The 21,762-nt window shown below is 76.1% G+C and carries 19 protein-coding genes; 12 read left to right on the plus strand and 7 right to left on the minus strand.

Going from position 1 to position 21,762, the window contains the following annotated elements; translation table 11 throughout:
- Positions 1-219: 219 nt before the first annotated feature.
- From AB6N24_RS12845 to AB6N24_RS12855, 3 genes are read right to left on the minus strand one after another with little or no spacing between them, the layout of a single operon-like run.
- Positions 220-1,506, minus strand: coding sequence for a DUF4350 domain-containing protein (locus AB6N24_RS12845; protein ID WP_412869793.1), 1,287 nt, complete (start codon positions 1,504-1,506; stop codon positions 220-222).
- Entirely contained in the window at positions 1,503-2,276 is a 774-nt protein-coding gene (locus tag AB6N24_RS12850) for a DUF4129 domain-containing protein (protein ID WP_412869794.1), read from the minus strand. The genes AB6N24_RS12845 and AB6N24_RS12850 overlap by 4 nt, the downstream gene beginning before the upstream one ends.
- Complete coding sequence (locus AB6N24_RS12855) at positions 2,273-3,535, minus strand: glycerophosphoryl diester phosphodiesterase membrane domain-containing protein (protein WP_412869795.1); 1,263 nt, start codon at positions 3,533-3,535, stop codon at positions 2,273-2,275. The genes AB6N24_RS12850 and AB6N24_RS12855 overlap by 4 nt, the downstream gene beginning before the upstream one ends.
- A 175-nt stretch (positions 3,536-3,710) precedes the next feature.
- On the opposite strand from AB6N24_RS12855, the gene mtrA reads away from it, so the two are divergent.
- From mtrA to secA, 8 genes are all read left to right on the plus strand, one after another.
- A complete protein-coding gene (gene mtrA / locus AB6N24_RS12860; RefSeq protein ID WP_183295763.1) occupies positions 3,711-4,394 on the plus strand; it encodes an MtrAB system response regulator MtrA in 684 nt (227 codons plus the stop codon).
- Positions 4,391-6,139 (plus strand): MtrAB system histidine kinase MtrB, encoded by a 1,749-nt coding sequence (gene mtrB, locus AB6N24_RS12865; RefSeq protein WP_412869796.1) that lies wholly within the window; start codon positions 4,391-4,393, stop codon positions 6,137-6,139. Before mtrA ends, mtrB begins: the two co-directional genes overlap by 4 nt.
- Positions 6,136-7,917 (plus strand): LpqB family beta-propeller domain-containing protein, encoded by a 1,782-nt coding sequence (locus tag AB6N24_RS12870; RefSeq protein WP_412869797.1) that lies wholly within the window; start codon positions 6,136-6,138, stop codon positions 7,915-7,917. Before mtrB ends, AB6N24_RS12870 begins: the two co-directional genes overlap by 4 nt.
- Positions 7,918-8,014: 97 nt before the next feature.
- Positions 8,015-8,827 (plus strand): ComF family protein, encoded by an 813-nt coding sequence (locus AB6N24_RS12875; RefSeq protein WP_412869798.1) that lies wholly within the window; start codon positions 8,015-8,017, stop codon positions 8,825-8,827.
- A gap of 164 nt (positions 8,828-8,991) precedes the next feature.
- Positions 8,992-9,639 carry a ribosome hibernation-promoting factor, HPF/YfiA family gene (gene hpf, locus AB6N24_RS12880; RefSeq protein WP_412869799.1) on the plus strand — a complete coding sequence of 216 codons (648 nt, stop codon included), beginning with the start codon at positions 8,992-8,994 and terminating at the stop codon, positions 9,637-9,639.
- Positions 9,640-9,705: 66 nt separating this feature from the next.
- Positions 9,706-11,061 carry a winged helix-turn-helix domain-containing protein gene (locus tag AB6N24_RS12885; protein WP_412869800.1) on the plus strand — a complete coding sequence of 452 codons (1,356 nt, stop codon included), beginning with the start codon at positions 9,706-9,708 and terminating at the stop codon, positions 11,059-11,061.
- Entirely contained in the window at positions 11,058-12,149 is a 1,092-nt protein-coding gene (locus AB6N24_RS12890; protein ID WP_412869801.1) for a DMT family transporter, read from the plus strand. The genes AB6N24_RS12885 and AB6N24_RS12890 overlap by 4 nt, the downstream gene beginning before the upstream one ends.
- 99 nt (positions 12,150-12,248) lie before the next feature.
- A complete protein-coding gene (secA, locus tag AB6N24_RS12895) occupies positions 12,249-15,047 on the plus strand; it encodes a preprotein translocase subunit SecA (protein ID WP_412869802.1) in 2,799 nt (932 codons plus the stop codon).
- A gap of 117 nt (positions 15,048-15,164) precedes the next feature.
- On the opposite strand, the gene AB6N24_RS12900 is transcribed toward secA, so the two are convergent.
- Both AB6N24_RS12900 and AB6N24_RS12905 read right to left on the minus strand, forming a co-directional pair.
- Complete coding sequence (locus tag AB6N24_RS12900; protein WP_412869803.1) at positions 15,165-15,866, minus strand: Rv3235 family protein; 702 nt, start codon at positions 15,864-15,866, stop codon at positions 15,165-15,167.
- A 152-nt stretch (positions 15,867-16,018) separates the two neighbouring features.
- Positions 16,019-17,110, minus strand: coding sequence for a LysM peptidoglycan-binding domain-containing protein (locus AB6N24_RS12905; RefSeq protein WP_412869804.1), 1,092 nt, complete (start codon positions 17,108-17,110; stop codon positions 16,019-16,021).
- 194 nt (positions 17,111-17,304) lie between these two features.
- Here AB6N24_RS12905 and AB6N24_RS12910 point away from each other — a divergent pair, with 194 nt between their 5' ends.
- Entirely contained in the window at positions 17,305-17,823 is a 519-nt protein-coding gene (locus tag AB6N24_RS12910) for a hypothetical protein (RefSeq protein ID WP_412869805.1), read from the plus strand.
- Between the two features lie 66 nt (positions 17,824-17,889).
- Here the strand turns inward: AB6N24_RS12910 and AB6N24_RS12915 are convergent, their stop codons facing one another.
- The gene (locus tag AB6N24_RS12915) at positions 17,890-18,120 is read right to left on the minus strand and encodes a helix-turn-helix domain-containing protein (RefSeq protein WP_183295769.1); all 231 of its coding nucleotides are present in this window, start codon (positions 18,118-18,120) and stop codon (positions 17,890-17,892) included.
- Between the two features lie 121 nt (positions 18,121-18,241).
- Between AB6N24_RS12915 and AB6N24_RS12920 the strand changes: the two genes are divergently transcribed.
- The 3 genes from AB6N24_RS12920 to AB6N24_RS12930 are packed head-to-tail and all read left to right on the plus strand — an operon-like array spanning position 18,242 to position 20,745.
- Positions 18,242-18,907, plus strand: a complete 666-nt coding sequence (locus AB6N24_RS12920; protein ID WP_412869806.1) for a hypothetical protein — start codon at positions 18,242-18,244, stop codon at positions 18,905-18,907.
- 2 nt (positions 18,908-18,909) lie between these two features.
- Positions 18,910-20,259 (plus strand): CpaE/TadZ family protein, encoded by a 1,350-nt coding sequence (locus AB6N24_RS12925; RefSeq protein WP_412869807.1) that lies wholly within the window; start codon positions 18,910-18,912, stop codon positions 20,257-20,259.
- A 15-nt stretch (positions 20,260-20,274) separates the two neighbouring features.
- A complete protein-coding gene (locus AB6N24_RS12930; RefSeq protein ID WP_412869808.1) occupies positions 20,275-20,745 on the plus strand; it encodes a DUF6912 family protein in 471 nt (156 codons plus the stop codon).
- Positions 20,746-20,941: 196 nt separating this feature from the next.
- Here the strand turns inward: AB6N24_RS12930 and hisN are convergent, their stop codons facing one another.
- On the minus strand, positions 20,942-21,742 hold the full coding sequence (gene hisN / locus AB6N24_RS12935; RefSeq protein ID WP_412869809.1) for a histidinol-phosphatase: 801 nt from the start codon (positions 21,740-21,742) through the stop codon (positions 20,942-20,944).
- Between the last annotated feature and the right edge of the window lie 20 nt (positions 21,743-21,762).

Here is a 21,762-nt window from a genome sequence, read left to right on the forward strand (position 1 = left end):
ACGGCATACGAGTTCAAGGTGACGGTCTCGTGGGCTCGGAGATGTGTATCAGAGCCAGTTGCTGGGGCTGAGGGCCCGGGGCGTGCTGCGGCGCGGGCGGGGCGTGCTCGGCGCCGGCCGGCCGCGGTGCGGCGTCTGCGGGCCGGTCGAGCGGCGCCTGCGACGGCGCGCCGTGCGGACCGTCCGCGGCCGGCCGCGGCTCGGTGGGGTGTGCCTCGGTCACGATCGGTGAACCTCGCTCTCCAGCTCGTCGAGCCTCCGCGCCAGCTGCGTCAGCCCGGCGTCGTCCTTCGGGGGTGGTCCGTACAGCAGACCCGCGACCTCGTCGGCTGCCCGGCCGGTGGCCTGGGCGAGCGCGTCGATCACGGCGTGCGCGCCGGCGGACCGGGGCAGGCCCAGCCGGTGCGCGCAGCGTGCGGCCGACCCGGCCCGCAGCGCCGCCGCGGCGTGCCCGTACGAGCGTGCCCGACGGTACAGGCGCGCACGTCCGCGCGTGGTCTCCGCCGCGCGCACCGTCACGGGGAGCGGCTCGGTGACGACCCGGCCGAGCCGTCGCCCGCGCCACAGCGCCGTCACGGCGGCCACGACCAGCAGCTGCAGCGCGAGCACCTGGGTGACGGGCGGCAGCAGGTCGCCGACCCCGGGCCCGGCGGGCTCGGCGTCGTCGCCGAAGTCGTCGATCGACGGCACGTACCAGACGAGCTGCTCGTGCCGGCCCAGCGTGCGCAGGGCGAGCGCTGCGTGGCCCTCGTCCGCCACCTCGTCGTTGCGCAGGAACCCGCCGTCGGCGAACGCGGTGACCCGGCGCTCGCCCTCGACCACGAGGTACGCGCCCGAGTCGACCTCGTCCGGGGTCGCGGGGAAGCACGTCACGGCCTCGGGGGACAGCGCGGTGAAGCCGGGCCCGCCGGACCGGTACGCCTCGGCGGCGACGGCCGTCGGGTCCTCGCAGCGGGGCAGCCGGGTCGTCGGCGCGCCGTCGTCGGCCCCCGACCAGCTGCGGGTCGCGGCGGTCGTGACCTCGTCGAGCAGCCCCGTCGGGTCGAGCAGGACGAGGTCGGCGCCGGTCCCGGCGAGGTCCTCGAGCTGCGACGGCCCGAGCAGCGCGTCGGCGGTGACGAGGAGCGTCGTGCCCGCACCGGCGGCGGCGACCGCCTCCGACGTCCTGCGGACGTACGTGACCTCGACGCCCCGGTCGCCGAGCACCTGCGCGACCGCCCGGGCGCCGTCGGGCGCCGCGTTGTCGGGCGCGAGCGCGACGGTCGAGGTGCGGGGCTCGGGCAGCGCGGCGAGCAGCCCCACCAGCACGAGCAGCGCGAGCAGGGCGAGCGGGAAGCGCCAGCGCCGCCACCGCGAGCCGGCGCGCGACCGCGCGGTGGACCCGTCGCCGGTGATCGTCACCGGGCCGCTGCCGGCCGACGCGCCGGCGGGGGCGCCGGTCGGTGCAGGGGAGACGGCCGGGCCGGGCGCGCCACCCGGTGCGGTGACGGGCGCCTCGGCGCTCATCGGTCCCCTCCGCCGGGTGCGCCGTCACCGTCGGACCCGGCGGGCGTCCGGACGTCACCCGCCGGCGCGAGGACCGGGGTGCGGTCCGTACCGGCGGCGTCGGCCGGCGTCCCGAGCGGCCGCTCGGCGGCGACGGCGGCGTCGACCTCACGCAGCCGCGCGTCGTCGGCGGGGCCCGCGGGCTGGTCGCCGTAGACGACGTCGTCGAACAGGCGCCCGGCGTCGCGCAGCGCGGTGGCCGACGACGGCAGCCGGTACGCCGCCGCCTCGACGGCCTCGTGCGCGGTGCGGCCGGGCCGTTCGTCGAGCACGGTGCGCTCCTCGAGCGAGCGCACGACGGCGCGGAACCGCTCGGCGACCGCCGCGTGCCAGTCCTCACGGGCCGCGGCGGCGTCGGCGGCGGCGCGGAGCTGCGCGGCCGTGCGCGTGTCGTCGCCGCCGAGCACGACCCCACCGCCACCCGGCCGGCGGGTGCGGCGCACGGGTCCCGCGACCCAGAGCGCGACACCGGCCACGACCGCGAGCAGCACCACGACGACGAGCGCCGCGGTCCGGCCGTCGAGGCCGAGCGCGGGCACGTCGTCGAACAGGCTGCCGACCCAGTCGAGGATCCGCTCGAGCAGGCTCGGGCTGTCGTCGTACACGGGCTCGAGCAGCTCGCGCTCGAGCAGGCGACGTGCCTCGTCCGCGCCGGGCTCGACGGGGACGTCGCCGGCGCGGCTCGCGCCGAGGGCGCCGGCGTGCGCGTGCACGAGGGCGAGCAGCGTCACGCGACCCGCTCGTCGGCCGCGCGGGCGAGCTCGACGTCGAGCCCCTCGCGGCGCATCCGCACGTCGATGTACAGCAGCGCGACGACGGCCGCCGAGAACACCGTGGTGAGCGTGAGCGCGACGATCTGCGCGATCGAGCTGACCGCGATCGACGCGAACGACGTCATCATCGGGTCGTCGAACAGGACCATCGCCGCCGTGACCGCCGGGACCGCGATGGTCTGGCTGATGATCTGCACGATGATGTTGACCAGCAGGTAGATGCCGAGCAGACGCCAGAAGCTGCCGCGCGTGAGCCGCCACGCGCGCGCGACGGTGGGACCGAAACGCCCGCCCTCGAGCATGAGCGCGGGCGGCACGAGCAGGGTGCGGACCGTGAGCCAGAACCCCGCGAGCACGAGCGCGAGCCCGCCGGCGAGCGCGACGACGGCGACGGCCCACCAGACCTCGTTCGCGGCGAGCGCGGCGACCGCCCCGGCGTACGCGGCGACGACGACGACCCAGACGACGCCCACGAGCAGGCTGAAGCCCACCACCGACCAGATGCGGCCACGGGCGAGCCGCACGACCTCGCCCATGCTCACGGTCTGGCCGATCACCGAGCGGCTGACCGAGACGATGAGGAGGCCGGTGAGGATCGTCGTGGCGAGCGCGAGGAACGGCGTGGTCAGCAGCGCCGCGAGCACCGAGCCCATCTGGTCGCGCATCCCCAGCGTCCCGTCGGGGTCGATCGTGCTGGTCACGTCGCCGAGCGCACCCGCGAGGATGCCCGTGAGGTACCAGGTGACCGCCGACATGAGGGCGACGACGACCGTCACGACGAGGACCGTGAGCCCGAACATGACGCGCGGGTTGGCGCGGACCGCGCGGAACGCGCCGTCGAGCACCTCCCCGAGACCCAGGGGGCGCAGCGGCACGATCCCGGGCTGGAGCGCCGCCGGTGGCAGCGGCGGTGCGCCGTAGCCGGGAGCGCCGTAGCCGCCCGGCTGCCCGTACCCGGGCTGCTGGCCGTAGCCGCCCGGCTGGCCGTACCCCGGCTGCTGCCCGTAGCCGCCCGGCTGCCCCGGAGCGGGAGGGACGCCCGCGCCCGCGGGATAGCCGCCCGGCGGGACCGGCCCCGGCGGCGTCGGCTGCGCGTACCCCGGCACGGGGCCCCACCCGGACGCGCCCGGAGCGGGGCTGCCCGGCGGCGTGGGGGGAGGCGGCACGGGAGCCCCTGGTGCGGGCTGGCCCGGTGCGTCCTCGTGCGGGGTCGTCATCGCGTCTCGCTCCCTGTTCTGCGCAGGCACCGGTGCGGCGCTCGTGCCGCGCCGTGCCGGCTCATCGTGCCACGGCAGGGCGCGCGCGTGGCGCAGCACCCTCGCGACGGCGCGCACGGGTGACGCCGCACCGGACATGGCCCGCACGCCCGGCGCACGGTGCGATCATGTGCGCATGAAGGGTCGTGTGCTGGTGGTCGACGACGACACCGCTCTCGCAGAGATGATCGGCATCGTGCTCCGCTCCGAGGGGCTCGAGCCGGTGTTCTGCGCGGACGGGGACGACGCGCTCGCGGTGTTCCGCGCGTCGCAGCCCGACCTCGTGCTGCTCGACCTGATGCTGCCCGGCAAGGACGGCACCGAGGTGTGCCGGCTCATCCGGTCCGAGTCGGGCGTCCCGATCGTCATGCTGACCGCGAAGGCGGACACCGTCGACGTGGTGCTGGGCCTCGAGTCCGGCGCGGACGACTACATCTCGAAGCCGTTCAAGCCCAAGGAGCTCATCGCCCGGGTCCGGGCACGGCTGCGGCGCAGCGACGAGCCCGCACCCGAGCACCTCGCGATCGGGGACCTGACGATCGACGTCACGGGTCACCGCGTGACGCGCGACGGGGAGCAGATCTCGCTCACGCCGCTCGAGTTCGACCTGCTCGTCGCGCTCGCGCGCAAGCCGTGGCAGGTGTTCACGCGCGAGGTGCTGCTCGAGCGCGTGTGGGGCTACCGGCACGCCGCCGACACCCGCCTGGTCAACGTCCACGTGCAGCGGCTGCGCTCGAAGATCGAGGCGGACCCCGAGCGGCCGGAGATCGTCGTGACGGTGCGCGGCGTGGGCTACAAGGCGGGCACGACCCCGCAGTGAACGCCTTCCGGGCCCGCCGGGCGCTGCGGCTCGCGCGGCTGCGGCTGACCCGGCGCGAGCGGGCGCTGGCGGGGGCGTGGCGCGAGTCGCTCCAGGTGCGCGTCGTCGTCACGACGCTCGCGATCGGCCTGGTCGCGCTCGCCGGTCTCGGGGCCTACCTGTCCGACCGCATCCAGGACGGGCTGTTCGCGCAGCGCATGGAGCAGATCCTGCGCGAGAGCGCGCGCGGCGCGCAGCAGGCGCAGGGCTCGTTCACCGGGTCGACCGCGTCGACCGGGTCCGAGGTCCAGCAGCTCCTCATCGACGTCGCCGAGGTGCTGAGCACGGGCGGCTCGGAGCAGCGCGAGGTGTTCCTCCTGCGGGCCCCCGGGCAGGCGGCCGCGTCGCAGCTCGTGTCCTCGCGCGCGACCGACGCCGAGCTCGTCGACCTCATCTCGCCCGAGCTGCGCGAGGCGACCGCGAGCGGCGAGGGACAACGCTGGCAGTCGGTCGCGTGGCCGCAGGGGAGCACCGGCACCGACGGCGCGCCCGCGCGCGAGGTCCCCGCGGTCGTCGTGGGCGAGACGGTGACGCTCCCCGTCGTGGGGGTCCACGAGCTGTACTTCCTCTACAGCCTGGAGGCGGAGCAGGAGCAGCTCGAGTTCCTCCAGCGGGTGCTCGGGGTCGGTGCGCTCGCGCTCACGGTGCTGCTGGGCTCGATGACGTGGGTCGTCACGCGGCAGGTCGTGCGCCCCGTGCGGATCGCCGCGCAGGTCGCCGAGCGGCTCGCGGACGGGCACCTCGACGAGCGCATGCCGGTGCGCGGGGAGGACGAGATCGCGTCCCTCGGGCGCTCGTTCAACGAGATGGCGGTGAGCCTGCAGGACCAGATCAACCGGCTCGAGGCGCTCGGGGCGCTGCAGCGCCGCTTCGTCTCCGACGTCTCGCACGAGCTGCGCACGCCCCTGACGACGATCCGGATGGCCGGGGAGGTGCTGCACGGCGCCCGGCACGACTTCGAGCCCTCCGCCAAGCGCTCCGCCGAGCTGCTGCAGACCCAGCTCGACCGCTTCGAGGACCTGCTCGTCGACCTGCTCGAGATCAGCCGCTTCGACGCCGGCGCGGCGGTGCTGGACGCCGAGCGGCGCGACGTGCGCGACGCGGTCAACGCCGTGGTCGACCAGGCCGTGCAGCTCGCCGAGGTCCGCGCGACGTGGCTGAGCGTCGAGCTGCCCGCCGAGCCGGTGGTCGCGGACGTCGACCCCCGCCGCGTCGAGCGGATCCTGCGCAACCTCGTCGTGAACGCGATCGAGCACGCCGACGGCTCGCCGGTCGAGGTGACGCTCGCCGGGGACCCCCAGGCGGTCGCGGTCACGGTGCGCGACCACGGCGTCGGGATGACGCGCGAGGTCGCCGAGCACGTCTTCGACCGGTTCTGGCGGGCCGACCCGGCGCGGGCCCGCACGATCGGCGGCAGCGGGCTCGGCCTGGCGATCTCGCTCGAGGACGCCCACCTGCACGGCGGCTGGCTCGAGGCCTGGGGACGGCCGGGCGGGGGTGCGGTCTTCCGGCTGACGCTGCCCCGGCGCGCGGGGATCCGGCTCGTCTCGTCGCCGCTGCCGCTCGAGCCCGAGGACGCGCCGGAGGACCTGCCGCGCGAGCACCGGCACGGCGTCGACCCGGCGGCCCTGCCCGAGCTCACCGACCTGCACCCCGACGCCGACCACGAGCACGAGCACGAGACCGACCGTCTGGAGACGCGATGAGCGCGACGTCCCGCCCGACGCCCCGCCGCGCGGGACGCGCCGTGGCCCGTGCGGCGGCCCGGACGCCGCGCCGCCGGACCGTCGCGTCCGCGCTGGTGCTCGTCCTGCCCGTGCTCTGGGTGCTGTCCGCGTGCGTCGCGATGCCGACCTCCGGCGGGGTCGAGGTCGGCGACGTCGAGGTCACCGACGCCGGCCCCGCCGTGGTGCCGCTCGCGGACCGTCCCGCGCCCGACGCCGACCCCCAGGCGATCGTCGTGGGCTTCCTCAAGGCGAGCCAGGCCGGTTTCAGCCGCGACCCGCGCCGCGGCGGCGACTTCGGGGCCGCCCGCGAGTACCTGGCCGGAGACGCGCGCGCGTCGTGGCGACCGCGCGAGAGCGTGGTGCTGTACCCGACGTCCAGCAGCCCGACGTTCACGGTCGTCAACGAGACCCAGGTCCAGGTCACGCTGAGCGTCGCGGCGCGCATCGACGCCGACGGCCGCTACGCCGAGGCGGCGCCCGACGCCGAGGAGTCGTTCACGTTCGACCTCGTGCGGGACAGCTCGGACCAGTGGCGCATCGCCGGGCTCGAGGACGGGGTCGTGCTCGACGAGTCGAACTTCGAGAACCTGTTCGGCTCGGCGAGCCTGTACTTCCTGACCCCCGACGACGCCTCCCTCGTGCCCGAGACGCGGTGGTTCCCGCTGCGGAACATCGCGACGTCGATCGTCCGCGAGCTGCTCGAGGGCCCCTCGCCGTGGCTGCGCGACTCGGTCCGCTCGGCCATCCCGGAGGGGGTCGAGCTCACGCCGGAGACCGTCCCGGTCGACGAGACCGACAGCACCGCGTCCGTCGGCCTGACGGAGGCGGCTGCGCTCACGGACTCCGCGGAGCGGGCCCGGATGATCGCCCAGATCGAGGCGTCGCTCGCGATCCCCGGGGTGCGCGCGGTCGAGGTCACGGCGGGCGGGGTCCCGCTCACGGCGTCGGCCGCCGAGGTGGGCCGGGGGGTCGACTCCGACGGGGTGCTCGAGGTCGTCTCGGAGGACAAGGTCGTGCAGCTCAAGAACGGCGAGCTCCTGCCGCTGCCCGCGGCGCCGGATTTCTCGGCCCGCGGCGTGCACGACGTGGCGCGCAACGAGCGCGGCAACGTGCGCGTGGCGCTGTCGGACGCGGGCGACCTCGTGCGGCTCGGGGTCGGCGACGAGCCCCCGGCGACGATCCTGGGCGGCCCCGGCCTGCTGGCGCCGTCGGTCGACCGCCTCGGGTGGACGTGGACGGGCCGCTCCGGTCCGGCAGGTCTGCTGACCGCGGTGCGCGCGGACGGCCAGCTCGCCGACGTCAGCGTGCCGTGGCTGGCCGGTCGCAGCGTCACGGCGGTCCGCGTCGCGCGCGACGGTGCTCGGGTCGCGGTGCTCTCGACCGGCACGGACGGGCTCGCGCTCGACGTGGCCGGTGTCGTGCGGGACGCCTCGGGCGGCCCGCTGCAGCTGGGTGAGCCGCTCGGCACGGGGGCGACGCTCGTCGACGCGTCGGAGCTCGTCTGGGTCGACGACGCGACGCTCGGCGTGCTCGGGCGCTCGGGGGTCGCCACGAGCGGCGCGTACCACCTCGTCCCGCTGTCCGGTCGGACGCGCATGCTCCCGGCGCTCGAGGACGCGGTCGCGATCGCGGGCGGCAAGGGGCAGCGCTCGCTGTACGTGGCGACGTCCGACGCGCGGCTGTTCTGGCTCCCGGGCGTGAACGCGAGCTGGACCGAGGTCGCCACCGGGGTGCGGGACCCGTACTTCCCGGGCTGATACCGGCGACGCACCCCCAGCCCGTCCGGACCTCGGCTCCGCACGCCGCCGGGAGGCGCGCCCGTCGCCCGCCGCGGTCCGGTGCCAGGGTCGAGGCATGCGGGCGGACGAGGACGGGTCGGGCGTGCGGCGGTGCTGGGCCGACCTGGTCGGGCTCGTGCTCCCCGTGACGTGCGGGGGGTGCGAGGCCCTCGACGTCGCGCTCTGCGACGACTGCGCGTCCCGGCTGCTCGGCCGGCCCGCGCGCTGCGAGCAGGGCGCCGGGCGGCTCGACCGGCTCGACGGCCGCGGCCCGCTGCCGGTCTGGGCGACCACGCCCTACACCGGGCCGGTCCGCGAGCTCGTCGTCGCGTGGAAGGACCGGGGCCGGGCGGACCTGACCCCGGCGCTCGAGGCGGCCGCGATGCGGGCCGGGCGCGCGCTGGGCCCGGAGCTCGGACCCGCGCTCGACGTGCTGCCGCGCGCCCCGGGGTCTCGGGGCCGCCCGACGCTGCTCGTCGTGCCCGCCCCCTCGACGCGAGCCGCCCGCCGACGCCGGGGCGAGGACCTCGTCGGACGCCTCGCCCGCGCCGTCGCGTCCGGGCTCACGGTCGCCGGTGTCCCGGCCGGCGCACGGGCGTGCCTCGGGCGACGCGGGGGCGGACGTGACCAGGTCGGGCTCTCGGGTCGGGCGCGCGGTCGCAACCTCGCCGGTCAGGTCACCGCCCGCGGGGTTCCGGGCGCTCTCGCGGGCGTCCCCGTGCTGCTCGTCGACGACGTCCTGACCACCGGCGCGACGTTCGCGGCGTGCGAGGACGCGCTACTCGACGCGGGCGCCGCGGTGCTCGCCGGCTGGGCCCTCGCGGCGACGCCACCACCCGGACGGAGCAGTGAGGCGATTGGTCGTCCGGACGCGGCGGGACTAGCGTGAGGGAACGAACCGACAGCACCGGAGACGGCGCGACCGGCGGACGAGACCTGTCCGCCCGCCCGCACCCGATGCAGGAGGAGGTGGTGCCCGTCGTCCGGCCCTCAGGGGCACACGTGCACGTCACCGGGCGGTCAGCCGCCCCCCTCGTCCTCCAGGAGGATCACATGGACATCGTGGTCGCAGGTCGTCACACCGAGGTTCCGGAGAAGTTCCGCCGGCACGCCGAGGAGAAGCTGACGAAGCTCGCGCAGCTCGCGCCCCAGGCCCAGCGCATCGACGTCGAGGTCTCGCACGAGCGCAACCCCCGGCAGGCGGGTGTCGCGGAGCGCGTCGAGCTCACGGTCGTCGACAAGGGACCCGTGATCCGCGCCGAGGCCTGCGCCGACGACCGGTACGCCGCGCTGGACCTCGCGATCGCGAAGCTCCAGGAGCGCCTGCGCCGCTCGCGCGACCGGCGCAAGGACCACCGCAACCACACCCCCCTCACGCCCGTCGACGTGCGCCCGCCCGTGGTGTCCGACGAGCCCCCCGCGCCCGCCCCCGCACCCGGCGAGGCGGTCGAGACGACCCTCGGCGACTCGCCGGTCGTCATCCGCGAGAAGGTGCACACCGCGCAGCCCATGACGATCGACGACGCCCTCTACGAGATGGAGCTCGTCGGTCACGACTTCTTCCTGTTCATCGACGTCGAGACGGCGCAGCCCTCGGTCGCCTACCGGCGGCGCGGCTGGAGCTACGGCGTGATCAAGCTCGACACCCCCGTGGCGACGCTGAGCCCCAAGCCCGTCGAGGCGACGGCCGCCGTCGGCTGAGCCGGGCGGCGCCGGCGCGCGAGGGAGCGCGCCGTGAGTGTCGGAGCGGGGCGGCAGGATGGGCCGGTGCCCACCTCCCGCCCCGCTCCGCGTCCGGACGCCGAGCCCGGGCTCCCGGCGCCCGGCCCCGCGTCCGAGGTCCTCTCGCTGTCGCAGGCGCGGCGCATCGCCCTGCGCGCCCAGGGCCTCGACCGGCCGCGCGTCGACCGGCGCGGCGCCGTGACGATGCGTCACCTGCAGGGCGTCGTCGACCGGCTCGGCCTGCTCCAGATCGACTCGGTCAACGTGCTGGCCCGCGCGCACCTCATGCCGACGTACTCGCGGGTCGGCCCGTACGACCCCGCGCTGCTCGACCGGGCCGCCGGCCGCGCGCCCCGCCGCCTCGTCGAGGCGTGGGCGCACGAGGCGTCGTTCGTGCCGCCCGAGACGTACCGGCTGCTCGGCTGGCGGCGGCGCGGCTACCTGACCTACGCGTGGGGCACGATCCGCGACGTCCCCCTCCAGCACGCCGACGTGGTCCGCGAGATCCGCGACCTGATCGCCGGGTCCGGCCCGATGACGGCGAGCCAGGTGCACGCGCTGTACGAGCACGAGCACCCGGCCGACCGCACGGAGTGGGGCTGGAACTGGACCGTCGCCAAGCGCGCGCTCGAGTTCCTGTTCTTCACGGGCGAGGTCACCGCCGCGCGCAGGAACGCCCAGTTCGAGCGGTGCTACGACCTCACGGAGCGCGTGCTCCCGCCCGAGGTGGCGGCGCAGTCCGAGCCCTCCGACGAGGACGCGGCCCGCGCGCTCGTCGAGATCGGGGCCCGCGCGCACGGCATCGGGACCGCGCGCTGCTTCGCCGACTACTTCCGGCTCAAGGGCCCCCGGGTGGCCCGCGCGGTCGGCGAGCTCGTCGACGCCGGGGTGCTGCGCCCGGTCGCCGTGCGGGGCTGGGACCGGCCGGTGTACCTGCACCGCGACGCGTCCCTGCCGCGCCGCGCCGAGGGGCGCACGCTGCTCAGCCCGTTCGACCCGCTCGTGTTCGAGCGGCGCCGGCTCGAGGAGCTCTTCGGGCTGCGGTACCGCATCGAGATCTACGTGCCGGCGCCCAAGCGCGTGCACGGCTACTACGTGCTGCCCTTCCTGCTCGGCGAGCGGCTCGCCGCGCTCGTGGACCTCAAGGCGGACCGCCGAGCGGGGGTGCTGCGCGTGCACGCGGCGCACACCGCGCCGCCGGCGCCGACCGCCGCGGCCGAGCGCAGGGCGAGGAGCGCGCAGGCCGCGGACGTCCCCGCCGAGCTCGCGGCCGAGCTCGGGGTCCTCGCGCGCTGGCTCGGGCTCGACGGGATCGAGGTCGGCGCCCCGGCGGCCGCGGGGGACGGGCGGGAGCCGCGCGGCGACCTCGCGCTGCCGCTCGCCGCGGCGCTCGCCCGGTGAGCGCGCCCGACGGGCGGACGCCGGGGAGCCGGGCGCCCGGGACTCCCGGGGAGGTGCCGCTCCGCGACGCGGCGGCCGAGGACCCCGCGAGGGTGGGCATCGAGGGTGCGGGGGCCGTGCCCGCCGGTCCGGGTGCTGCGCCGGCTGCTCCTGGCGACGTGCCGCCCGGCAGCCGCGGGGCGGCGGGTGCCGCGACGCGGGGGCGGCGCCGGGTCCTCGACGGCTTCGGGCTCGTCCTCCTCGGCGCGCTCCTGTGGGGCACCGGCGGCGTCGCGGGGACGGTGCTCGCGCGCGAGACGGACCTGCCGATGCTCGCCGTGGCGTCGTACCGCCTGCTCGTCGGGGGCGGCGCGCTCGTCGTCGTGCTCGCGCTCACCGGGCGCCTCGCAGTCGTCGCTCGCTCGCGTGCCGTCGTGGTCCGCGTCGCGGTGACGGCGGTGCTCGCGGCCGTCTACCAGGCGTTCTACTTCGTCGCCGTGGGCATCGCGTCCGTGTCGGTCCCGACGCTCGTGGCTCTCGGGGCGTCGCCCGTGCTGGTCGCCGCCGCCACGGTGGCCCTGAACCGGCGACGACCCGCGACGCGCGTGCTCGTGGCGCTGGGCCTCGCGCTCGTGGGCCTCGTGCTGCTGGTGGGCGTGCCCACCGGTCCGGGCGCGACCGCGGGGGCGCTCCTCGCGCTCGTCTCGGCGGGCGCGTTCGCGACGATGACGCTGCTCAACAGTCGTCCGGTCCCGGGTCTCGCGCCGCTGCCGCTCACCGCGCTGTCGTTCACGCTCGGCGGCGTGCTGCTGCTCCCGGTCGCGGCGACGCTCGGCGGAGGGCTCGCGCTGCCTCCCGCGGGCTCGGGGCCGGCCGGCTGGCTGCTCCTCGCGTTCCTCGGTCTCGTGCCCACGGCGCTCGCCTACGGCGCGTACTTCACCGGGCTGCGCACGGTCCCGCCGACCACCGCCTCGGTCGTCGCGCTGCTCGAGCCGCTCACCGGCGCGGTGCTCGCGGCGCTGCTCCTGGGCGACCGTCTCGGGTGGCCGGGCCTCGTCGGCGGTGCGCTCCTCGGGGCCGCGGTGGTGGCTCTTCGACCGAGACCGTGACCTCGCCTACGATGGTCGGGGCCCGGCCGCGCGGTCGGGCACACCGAGCTCGCCCCGATGCCGCCGGCGTGCGGGGCCAGTCAACGTCGGGAGTCACGCGTGCCTGCGATCCTCGAGAAGGTCCTGCGCTTCGGCGAAGGCCGGATCGTCAAGAAGCTGTCCGGTCTCGCCCAGCAGGTCAACGCGCTCGAGTCGAGCTTCGAGAGCCTGTCGGACGCCGAGCTGCGCGAGGAGACGGACCGCTTCAAGGCCCGCCTCGCCGACGGGGAGACGCTCGACGACATCCTCCCCGAGGCCTTCGCGGCCGTCCGCGAGGCGTCGCGGCGCACCCTCGGTCAGCGGCACTTCGACGTCCAGCTCATGGGCGGCGCGGCGCTGCACCTCGGCAACATCGCCGAGATGAAGACCGGTGAGGGCAAGACGCTCGTCGCGACGGCCCCCGCGTACCTGAACGCGCTCACGGGCAAGGGCGTGCACGTCGTCACGGTCAACGACTACCTGGCGAGCTACCAGGCCGAGCTCATGGGCCGCGTGTACCGGTTCCTCGGCCTGACCAGCGGCGTCATCCTGTCGAACCAGACCCCCGCGCAGCGCCGCGAGCAGTACGCGGCGGACATCACCTACGGCACGAACAACGAGTTCGGCTTCGACTACCTGCGCGACAACATGGCGTGGAGCTCCGAGGAGCTCGTGCAGCGGGGCCACAACTTCGCCATCGTCGACGAGGTCGACTCGATCCTCATCGACGAGGCGCGCACGCCGCTCATCATCTCGGGGCCCGCCTCGGGCGACACGAACCGCTGGTACGCCGAGTTCGCCAAGGTCGTCCGCCGCCTGCAGGTCGAGCGCGACTACGAGGTCGACGAGAAGAAGCGCACGGTCGGCGTCCTGGAGCCCGGCATCGCGCGCGTCGAGGACTACCTCGGCATCGACAACCTGTACGAGTCGCTGAACACGCCGCTCATCGGCTTCCTGAACAACGCGATCAAGGCCAAGGAGCTCTTCAAGCGCGACAAGGACTACGTCGTCATCAACGGCGAGGTCCTCATCGTCGACGAGCACACGGGCCGCATCCTCCCGGGCCGCCGCTACAACGAGGGCATGCACCAGGCCATCGAGGCCAAGGAGGGCGTGAACATCAAGGCGGAGAACCAGACTCTCGCCACGATCACGCTGCAGAACTACTTCCGCCTGTACTCCAAGCTCGCGGGCATGACCGGTACCGCCGAGACCGAGGCCGCCGAGTTCCTGGGCACCTACAAGCTCGGCGTCGTCCCGATCCCGACGAACCGTCCGATGCAGCGCATCGACCAGGGCGACCTCGTCTACAAGAACGAGGACGGCAAGTACGACGCGGTCGTCGCCGACATCGTCGAGCGGCACGCGAAGGGCCAGCCCGTCCTCGTCGGCACGGTGAGCGTCGAGAAGAGCGAGCTGCTCTCCTCGAAGCTCAAGAAGCAGGGTGTCCCGCACGAGGTCCTCAACGCCAAGCAGCACGCGCGCGAGGCGTCGATCGTCGCGCAGGCCGGCCGCAAGGGTGCCGTGACGGTCGCGACGAACATGGCCGGTCGAGGCACCGACATCATGCTCGGCGGCAACGCCGAGTTCATGGCCGTCGCCGAGCTCGCCGACCGCGGTCTGGACCCCGCCGAGAACGCGGAGGAGTACGAGGCCGCGTGGCCCGGCGCGCTCGCGAAGGCGACCGAGGCCGTCGCCGCGGAGCACGACGAGGTCGTCGAGCTCGGCGGGCTGTACGTGCTCGGCACCGAGCGGCACGAGTCCCGCCGCATCGACAACCAGCTCCGCGGCCGCTCGGGCCGTCAGGGTGACCCGGGCGAGTCCCGGTTCTACCTGTCGCTCCAGGACGACCTCATGCGCCTGTTCAACTCGGGTCTCGCCGAGTCGCTCATGACGCGTGCGGGCTTCCCCGACGACCTGCCGCTCGAGTCGAAGATCGTGACGCGCGGCATCCAGAGCGCGCAGTCGCAGGTCGAGGCGCGCAACTTCGAGATCCGCAAGAACGTCCTGAAGTACGACGACGTCCTCTCGCGCCAGCGCACCGTGATCTACGACGAGCGCCGCCGCGTCCTCGAGGGCGAGGACCTGCAGGAGCAGATCCAGCACTTCACGAAGGACGTGCTCAGTGCGTACGTCGCGGCGGCCACCGCCGAGGGCCGCCCGGAGGAGTGGGACCTCGACGCGCTGTGGACGGCGCTCAAGGCCGTCTACCCGGTGACGATCACCCCGGAGGAGGTCGTCGACCAGGCCGGTGGGACGACGCGTCTGAGCGCCGAGCTCATCGAGGCCGAGGTCCTCTCGGACGCCGAGCACGCCTACGCCGCGCGCGAGGCCGAGCTGGGCGTGGACAACGTGCGCCAGCTCGAGCGCCGCGTCATCCTCTCCGTCCTCGACCGGAAGTGGCGCGAGCACCTCTACGAGATGGACTACCTCAAGGAGGGCATCGGCCTGCGGGCGATGGCTCAGCGCGACCCGCTCGTCGAGTACCAGCGCGAGGGCTTCCAGCTCTTCAACGCGATGACCGAGGCGATCAAGGAGGAGTCGGTCGGCTACCTCTTCAACCTCGAGGTCAAGGTCGCCGACGGCACGGGCGCGCCGGGTGCCCCGGTCGTCAGTGCGCAGTCCGCGGCCCAGGTCGCCGCGGCCGCCGGCGGCACGCTCCCCGGCGCCGCACCGGCCGCGCCCGCCGCCCCGAAGCTCGTCGCCAAGGGCATCGACGGACCCGAGCGCCGTGCGCCGCTGCAGTACTCGGCGCCGTCCATCGACGGGGACGCCGGTGCCGCGGGCGGGGCGAGCGACGGCGACGGAGCGGGCGGTGCTGCCGCGGCTCCGACGAACCGCGAGGAGCGCCGCAAGGCCGCGAAGCGCAAGCAGGGCTGATCCGCCGCGCGGCCTCGGTCGCGCACGACGACGGGGACCGCCGGGCACCATGCCCGGCGGTCCCCGTCGTCGCGTGACCGGGTGGCCCGCCGTGAGGCCACGGCGACGCCGGTCCGGTCAGCCGATCTCGAACGCGACGGCCCGCCACGCTCCGCGCCACACCTCCAGGCGCAGCGCCACCGCCCGCACCCGCGTGCCGTCGTCCACCACGACCGCGGCCTCCGCGACGTGCTCGCCGAGGCGGCACACCCGGACGCGCAGGATCTCCGGCCGACGGCTCGCCGAGGTCCGGCCCAGCACCCGCACGGTGAGCGCGGCGCGCGCGGCCAGCTGCTCGAACACCTGCGGGCTGACCCAGCGGGCGAGCTGCGCGACCTGACGGGTCCCGCGCAGCGCCTCCGTCGCCGCGAGCGCGAGGGCGCAGCACACCGGTGTCGGGTCCGGCATCGCGGGCGCCTCGCGCGGCGGCTCGGCCGTGCGGGCCGCACGCTCCGCCGCGAGGGTCGCGCGGCGCCGGGCGAGGAGCCGCTGCTCGAGCGTCGGCGGACGTGTGTGCCCGGGCCCGGTGGGCGGCGCGGAGCGGGGTGCGGGCGCGAGGGTCGGGACGAGCCGGACCTCGGGTGCGGGAGCGGCGTCAGCGGGGCGCGGCTCTGAGGGGCGGCTCGGGTTCGTGGCGTCAGCGGGTCTCGTCGCCGGCGCGGCGAGGTCGCCGGAGGTGCGCGTCGGTCCCGTCGCCGGACCGGGCCGGTCGGGGGTGTGGGGCGTGGCGGTGCCGGACGGGACGGGTCGGGCGGCTCGGTCGAGCTCGAGCGTCGTCATGTGCGGCTCCTTCGGCTGGGCGGTGCGGGTGGGCGACGGGAGTCGCAGGTGCTGGTCTCGGGTCGGCGCCGGGCGCACGGGGCACCGGGAGGCCGGTGCGCCGGCGCCGTCGGGGCGGACGCCGGGCGTCGACGGTGGGGCGAGGACCGTCCTCACCGGACGCCGCCGGACGGCGTCGCGGTGCCGGGGACGCGGAGCACCTGACCGGGCACGACGAGGTCCGGGTCGGCGCCGATGACGTCGGCGTTCGCGGCGTACCAGCGGGGCCACTCCGCGGCGACCTCCTGGTCGGTGGCGTCCGCCCCGAGCGCGCGCTGCGCGATTCCCCAGAGGCTGTCGCCCGTGACGACCACGACGGTGGAGGCGGACGCAGCGCCGGGCGCGGCGGTGCCGACGGGGCCGGCGTCCGGGGTGGCCGGGGCACCGGTCGAGGTTGTGGCGGTGCCGCTCGCCTCCGTCGGCGTCGACCGCACGCCCGCGACCCGCCGGGTGGCGTCCGCGTGCGCGCCCGTCACGGGGCGCGCGGTGACCGCGTCCGAGTCTGCGCCGGGGCTGGCGGCGGTCGCCGCTCCGGGCGCCGGGGTCGTGCTGGTCGCCGGGACGGAGCTCTCGCGGGCACCGCTCGCTGCGCCGGCGGCCGCAGCGTCCTGCGCGTCGGTCGCGGCGCCGGGGGCCGACGTGCCGGGCGCCGTCGGCCCCCCGACGGTGCTCGGCCCGTCCGCGCCGGTCTGCTCGACAGCCGCACGCGACGCGTGCGGGTCCGCGCTGACGTCGGGCGGGGGAGCGGTGCTCGGTCCGGGCACGGGTGCGGAGCTGGTCGTCGGGCTCCAGCCGACGTCGAGCCCGTCGGCGGGTGCGGTGGCGTGCGCCGTGACGGCGCCCGCGACCCCGAGGCCCGCGCCGAGGGCGACGACCAGCACGCGACGCACGACTCCGGGCGCGTGGCGGGCCACCGCGCGCTCCCCGGCGCGCCACGTGACGCCCACCGTGCGTGCCGCCGCGCAGAGCGTCGCGACCGCGAGGCCCCACACCAGCCAGGCCAGCAGCGCGAGCCCGAGGCCGACGACCCCGATCTCGACGACCCGGTCGACGGTGGCGGTGGAGGCGTCGACCGGGAGCAGTGCGCGCAGCCGCACGACGAGCGCCGCCCCGAGGCCGATCGACGTCATCAGCCCGAGGGGGAGGGCCGCGATGGCGATCAGGCGCACCCCGGTCTGCCGGATGGTCGTTCCGTGTCCGCGCATGCGTGCCCCCTGAGCCCGTGGTCGCGGAGCGGCACTCCGCGCGATGTGCGTGTTTGATGCAGTTTGGTGTTGCTTGATGCGCAAGGTGTACTGCATCGCGCCGCAGGGGTCCATCGCCTGTCCACAACCGCGGGCGCCGGGTGCGGGAACGGACGCCGTTCCTCGGCAGTTCGGCGGTGGCCTAGCGTGGGCGGATGCGCTGGGAGGCTCTGTTCGCGGACCTGGAGGCGCAGCTCGAGGCGGCGCGCGCGTCGGAGGCGGCGGCCGACGTCGCCGAGCTCACCCGGGCCGAGCGGGCGACGGTCGAGCTCGCCTCGCGGCTGAGGGCCGCCCACGGCCACGTGCTGACGATCCGGTCCGGGGCCACGCGCGTCGCGGGCACCGTGCTCGACGTGGCCGAGCAGTGGGTGCTGTTGGGCGACGGCCCCGTGCGCTGGCTCGTCCCCGTCTCCGGGGTCACCGCGGTCCACGGGCTGCCGGTCCACGCGGCTCCCGCGCCGGGAGCCGTCGAGCGCCGGCTCTCGCTCGGTCACGCCCTCCGGGCGATCGCCCGGGACCGTGCCACGGTGCGCGTCGTGCTCGACGACGAGGAGCTCACCGGCCGGGTCGACCGGGTCGGGGCGGACCACCTCGACCTGACCGTGCCCGCCCCGCACCCGGGCGCGGTCTGGGCCGTGCCGTTCCGCGCCGTGCGCGCCGTACGCACGGGCTGATCCCGCCCGGCGGGGTGAGCGCCGGGCACCCTGGTGCCGGCCGGGCCACGGCTGCCCGGGACGGGGTCAGCGCTGGGCGCCCTCGTCGACGTCGTGCTCCGTCTCGATGCGCGCACGCGTCTGGGCGTACATGCGCTCGATGTACCGCTCGAGCTCGCTCGCCTCGACGCGCCACTGGAGCCGGCCGCCGATCTGGATCGCCGGCAGCTCGCCCGAGCGCACCAGCGCGTAGGCCTGCGCGGCCGAGATGTTGAGCACCTCGGTCACGTCGGCCAGCGTGAGGAACCTGGGAGCCATGACCGCAGTGTGGCACGCCGTCGCACGCCCCCTGCGTCGTCCACAAGGGTGTGCACGAGATGTCCGGAACGTCGGCATGATGGGCACCTCCACCCGGTCCGGCGCAGCATCAGGGAGTCGCATGAGCACGTCCGTGCTTGACCTGCCAGCACCTGTCGCGACGCGGCTGCGTCGCCCCGGCTGGCGTGATCCGCGCCTCCTGGTCGGCGCCGCGATGATCGCCGGCTCGGTCGCGCTGGGCTCGTGGGTCGTGCAGGAGGCGCAGCGGACGACCGGCGTCTACGTCGCCCGCGACGCGCTCATCCCCGGCTCGGGCGTCACCGGCGAGGAGCTCGCCGTCGCGCAGGTCCGGCTCCCCGCCGGGGAGCTCGAGCGGTACGTCACGGTCGCCGACGGCGTCCCGGAAGGCACCGTGGCGCTCCGGGTCGTCGCGCCGGGCGAGCTCGTCCCGCGCGGGGCGCTCGGGGACGCGGGCGCGCTCGACGTCCGGCCGGTCCCCGTCACCGTCGACGAGGCACCGTCCGAGGACGTGGTCGCGGGGGCGCAGGTCGACCTCTGGCAGGTTCCCGCCCGCGGTCCCGCGGCAGGCGCGGAGGTCGCCGAGCCCCGGGAGCTCGCGAGCGCGCTGACGGTCGCGCAGGTCAGCCAGCCCGAGGGGGCGTTCGTCACCGGAGGGACGACCGTGGTGCACGTCCTCGTCCCCGCCGACCTGCTGCCCGAGGTGCTCGCGGCCGTGGGCGGCGAGGGCTCGGTGCACGTCGTCCACGTGCCCGGGACGGGAGGCTGAGCGTGGCCGTCGGGGTGCTGTGCGCCATCCGCGGCGCGTCCGAGGCGGGCATCGTGCAGGCCGTCGACGGGACGGCCGGGCGGCTGAGCGTGACGCGTCGGTGCGCCGACCTCACGGAGCTGCTCGCCGCGGCCGAGGCGGGGCTGGGCCGGGTCGCGCTCGTCTCGACCGACCTGCCGATGCTGGACCGGGAAGCCGTGGCCGCGCTGCACCGCTGCGGCGTCCGGGTCGTCGGGCTCGGCGACCCGGCACTGCCCTGGCAGGGGGAGCGGGCGGTCGCCCTGGGCGTGGACCTCGTGGTCGACGCGCCGGAGGACGGCACGGACGCGACGGCGTTCGTGCGCAGCGTCGTCGCGCTGCTCGAGCGCGGGGCGTCGGGCGGCACCGACACCCTCGCGCACGCGCCGGCGGAGCTGTCGACGCCCGGACCGGAGTACGTCGCGCCGGACGGGCACGTCCCGCGGCCCGAGCCGAGCCGGCTCGTCGCCGTCTGGGGGCCGACCGGTGCCCCCGGGCGCACGACCCTCGCGATCAACCTGGCCGCCGAGATCGCGCTGCTCGGCCGCCTGGCGCTCCTGGTCGACGCGGACACCTACGGCGGGACGGTCGCCCAGGCGGTGGGCCTGCTCGACGAGGCGCCGGGGATCGCCGCCGCGGCGCGCGCCGCCGGCCAGGGCACGCTCGACGTCGAGCACCTCGCCCGGCTGACGCCGCTGCTCGCCCCGGGGCTGCGCGTGCTCTCGGGCGTCTCGCGCGCCGACCGGTGGCCCGAGCTGCCGACCGCGTCGCTGGAGGTGGTCTGGACCGTCGCCCGGGCGCTGTCCGCCTGGACCGTCGTGGACTGCGGCTTCAGCATCGAGCAGGACGAGGTCCTGAGCTACGACACCCACGCACCGCACCGCAACGCGGCGACCCTCTCGGCGCTCCAGGAGGCCGACGAGGTCGTGGTTGTCGGGGCGGGCGACCCGATCGGCGTCCAGCGGCTGGTGCGCTCGCTCGGCGAGCTGGCGGAGCTCGGCCTCACCGGACGGCGCACGGTCGTGGTGAACAAGGTGCGTGCGTCGGTCGCCGGGCCGCGACCGGAGGAGGCCATCGCGTCGGCGCTCGAGCGGTACGCGGGCGTCCAGGCCCCGGTGCTCGTCGCAGACGACCGTCAGGGCACCGACGCCGCGCTGCTCGAGGCGCGCCTGCTGCACGAGCTCGTGCCCGGTTCCCCCGCGCGGCGCGCGATCGCGGCGCTCGCGGCGCAGCTCGTCGGCGGCGGGTTGCCCGCCGGTGGTCCCGAGGAGCGGGAGGGTGCTGCGGTCCTCGTCCCCGCCGGTGCGCGCGCGTCGCGGGCGGACGGCCCCTGACGGCACACTGGTCCCGTGCGCATCTACCTCCCCGCGACCCTCGACGAGCTCGGCACGTCCCCGGACCCCGCGGGCGGCACGACGTTCGCCGCCCGCCGCGCGCACGCGGTGACGGACGCGCTGCGTGCGGCGCTGCCGGACGAGGACGACGAGGGGCTCGAGTACGCGGCCCAGCTCGCGGCGGCCGACGACGCGCTGCTGCGGGTCGCCGCGCACCCGGGCGTCCCCGAGCTGCGCCTCGTGCTCTCGGCCGACGTGCCCGACGACGCGGTCGTGCTCGCGACCGGCGAGGACGACGCCCCCAGCGCCGTCGATGTCACGGTCGACGTGCTGCTGCGCGACGTGGCGTGCGGGCACGTCGACGAGCCCGAGGCTGCGGCGGACGTGCGCGCGGCCCTCACCGGTGACGAGTCCGCCGTCGAGCGGCTCTCGGAGCGGGACCTGCTCTGGTACGACGCGAGCGAGCTCGGCGCGATCCCGCGCTGAGCCGCGCGTCCGGGGCTGCGACGACGCACCGGACGCACGATCAGGCGACGTGACGCCGCGGATCGTGCGTCCCGGCCGCGTTGCAACCGACGAACCCCCGCGCGGGTGGGGCGGGACCGTCGGCAGCGGGTGCGAGGCACCGGACGGTGCCAGCCGTGCACCTGAGAGCGGGACGTCGATAGCGCCCCGCCGACCCTCAGCCGTCGATCGGGTCCAGGATCTGCAGCGCCGCGTCGTGCAGCTTCCCGTTCGACACGAGCGCCGAGCCGCCGAACGGTCCGGGCACCCCGGTCACGGACGTGAACCGCCCGCCGGCCTCGGTGACGATCGGCACGAGGGCCGCCATGTCGTGCAGCGCGAGCTCGGGCTCGGCGGACAGGTCGACGGCGCCCTCCGCGACGAGCACGTGCGACCAGAAGTCGCCGTACGCGCGGGTGCGCCACACGCGGCGGGTCAGCGTGAGGAAGTGCTCGAGCCGGCCGCGCTCCTCCCACCCGGACAGGCTCGAGTAGGAGAACGACGCGTCCTGGAGCCGCCCGACCTGGGAGACCTGCAGCCGCGTCGCGGCGGCCAGGGACTTGCCGGTCCACGCGCCTGAGCCCTGGGCGGCCCACCAGCGCTTGCCGAGCGCGGGGGCGCTCACGACCCCGAGGACGACCTCGTCGCCGTCGATCAGCGCGATCAGCGTGGCCCACACGGGGACGCCGCGGACGAAGTTCTTGGTGCCGTCGATCGGGTCGATGACCCAGCGGCGCGGCCCGTGGCCCGTGTCGCCCATCTCCTCGCCGTGCACGGCGTCGCGGGACCGGGCCCGGCTCAGCTGGCCGCGCACGATCTCCTCGGCGGTGCGGTCGGCGTCCGTGACCGGCGTGAGGTCGGGCTTGGTCTCGACGTGCAGGTCCTGCGCCTTGTAGCGCGCCATCGTCACGGAGTCGACCTGGTCCGCGATCACGTGGGCGAGTCTCAGGTCGTCGGCGTACCCGGGGCGCAGGCTCATGCCGGACAACCTAGCGGCGC

It is taken from the genome of Cellulomonas jepli (genome assembly GCF_047229345.1).
GTDB lineage: Bacteria > Actinomycetota > Actinomycetes > Actinomycetales > Cellulomonadaceae > Cellulomonas_A.

Bases quoted from the DNA above. Each gene is read 5' to 3' on its own strand.
- AB6N24_RS12875 (WP_412869798.1), top strand. From the start codon at position 8,015: ATGCGGGCGGACGAGGACGGGTCGGGCGTGCGGCGGTGCTGGGCCGAC.
- hpf (WP_412869799.1), top strand. From the start codon at position 8,992: ATGGACATCGTGGTCGCAGGTCGTCACACCGAGGTTCCGGAGAAGTTC.
- AB6N24_RS12920 (WP_412869806.1), top strand. From the start codon at position 18,242: ATGAGCACGTCCGTGCTTGACCTGCCAGCACCTGTCGCGACGCGGCTG.
- mtrA (WP_183295763.1), top strand. From the start codon at position 3,711: ATGAAGGGTCGTGTGCTGGTGGTCGACGACGACACCGCTCTCGCAGAG.
- AB6N24_RS12905 (WP_412869804.1), bottom strand. From the start codon at position 17,110: ATGCGCGGACACGGAACGACCATCCGGCAGACCGGGGTGCGCCTGATC.
- AB6N24_RS12900 (WP_412869803.1), bottom strand. From the start codon at position 15,866: ATGACGACGCTCGAGCTCGACCGAGCCGCCCGACCCGTCCCGTCCGGC.
- AB6N24_RS12870 (WP_412869797.1), top strand. From the start codon at position 6,136: ATGAGCGCGACGTCCCGCCCGACGCCCCGCCGCGCGGGACGCGCCGTG.
- AB6N24_RS12845 (WP_412869793.1), bottom strand. From the start codon at position 1,506: ATGAGCGCCGAGGCGCCCGTCACCGCACCGGGTGGCGCGCCCGGCCCG.
- hisN (WP_412869809.1), bottom strand. From the start codon at position 21,742: ATGAGCCTGCGCCCCGGGTACGCCGACGACCTGAGACTCGCCCACGTG.
- AB6N24_RS12855 (WP_412869795.1), bottom strand. From the start codon at position 3,535: ATGACGACCCCGCACGAGGACGCACCGGGCCAGCCCGCACCAGGGGCT.
- AB6N24_RS12915 (WP_183295769.1), bottom strand. From the start codon at position 18,120: ATGGCTCCCAGGTTCCTCACGCTGGCCGACGTGACCGAGGTGCTCAAC.
- AB6N24_RS12910 (WP_412869805.1), top strand. From the start codon at position 17,305: ATGCGCTGGGAGGCTCTGTTCGCGGACCTGGAGGCGCAGCTCGAGGCG.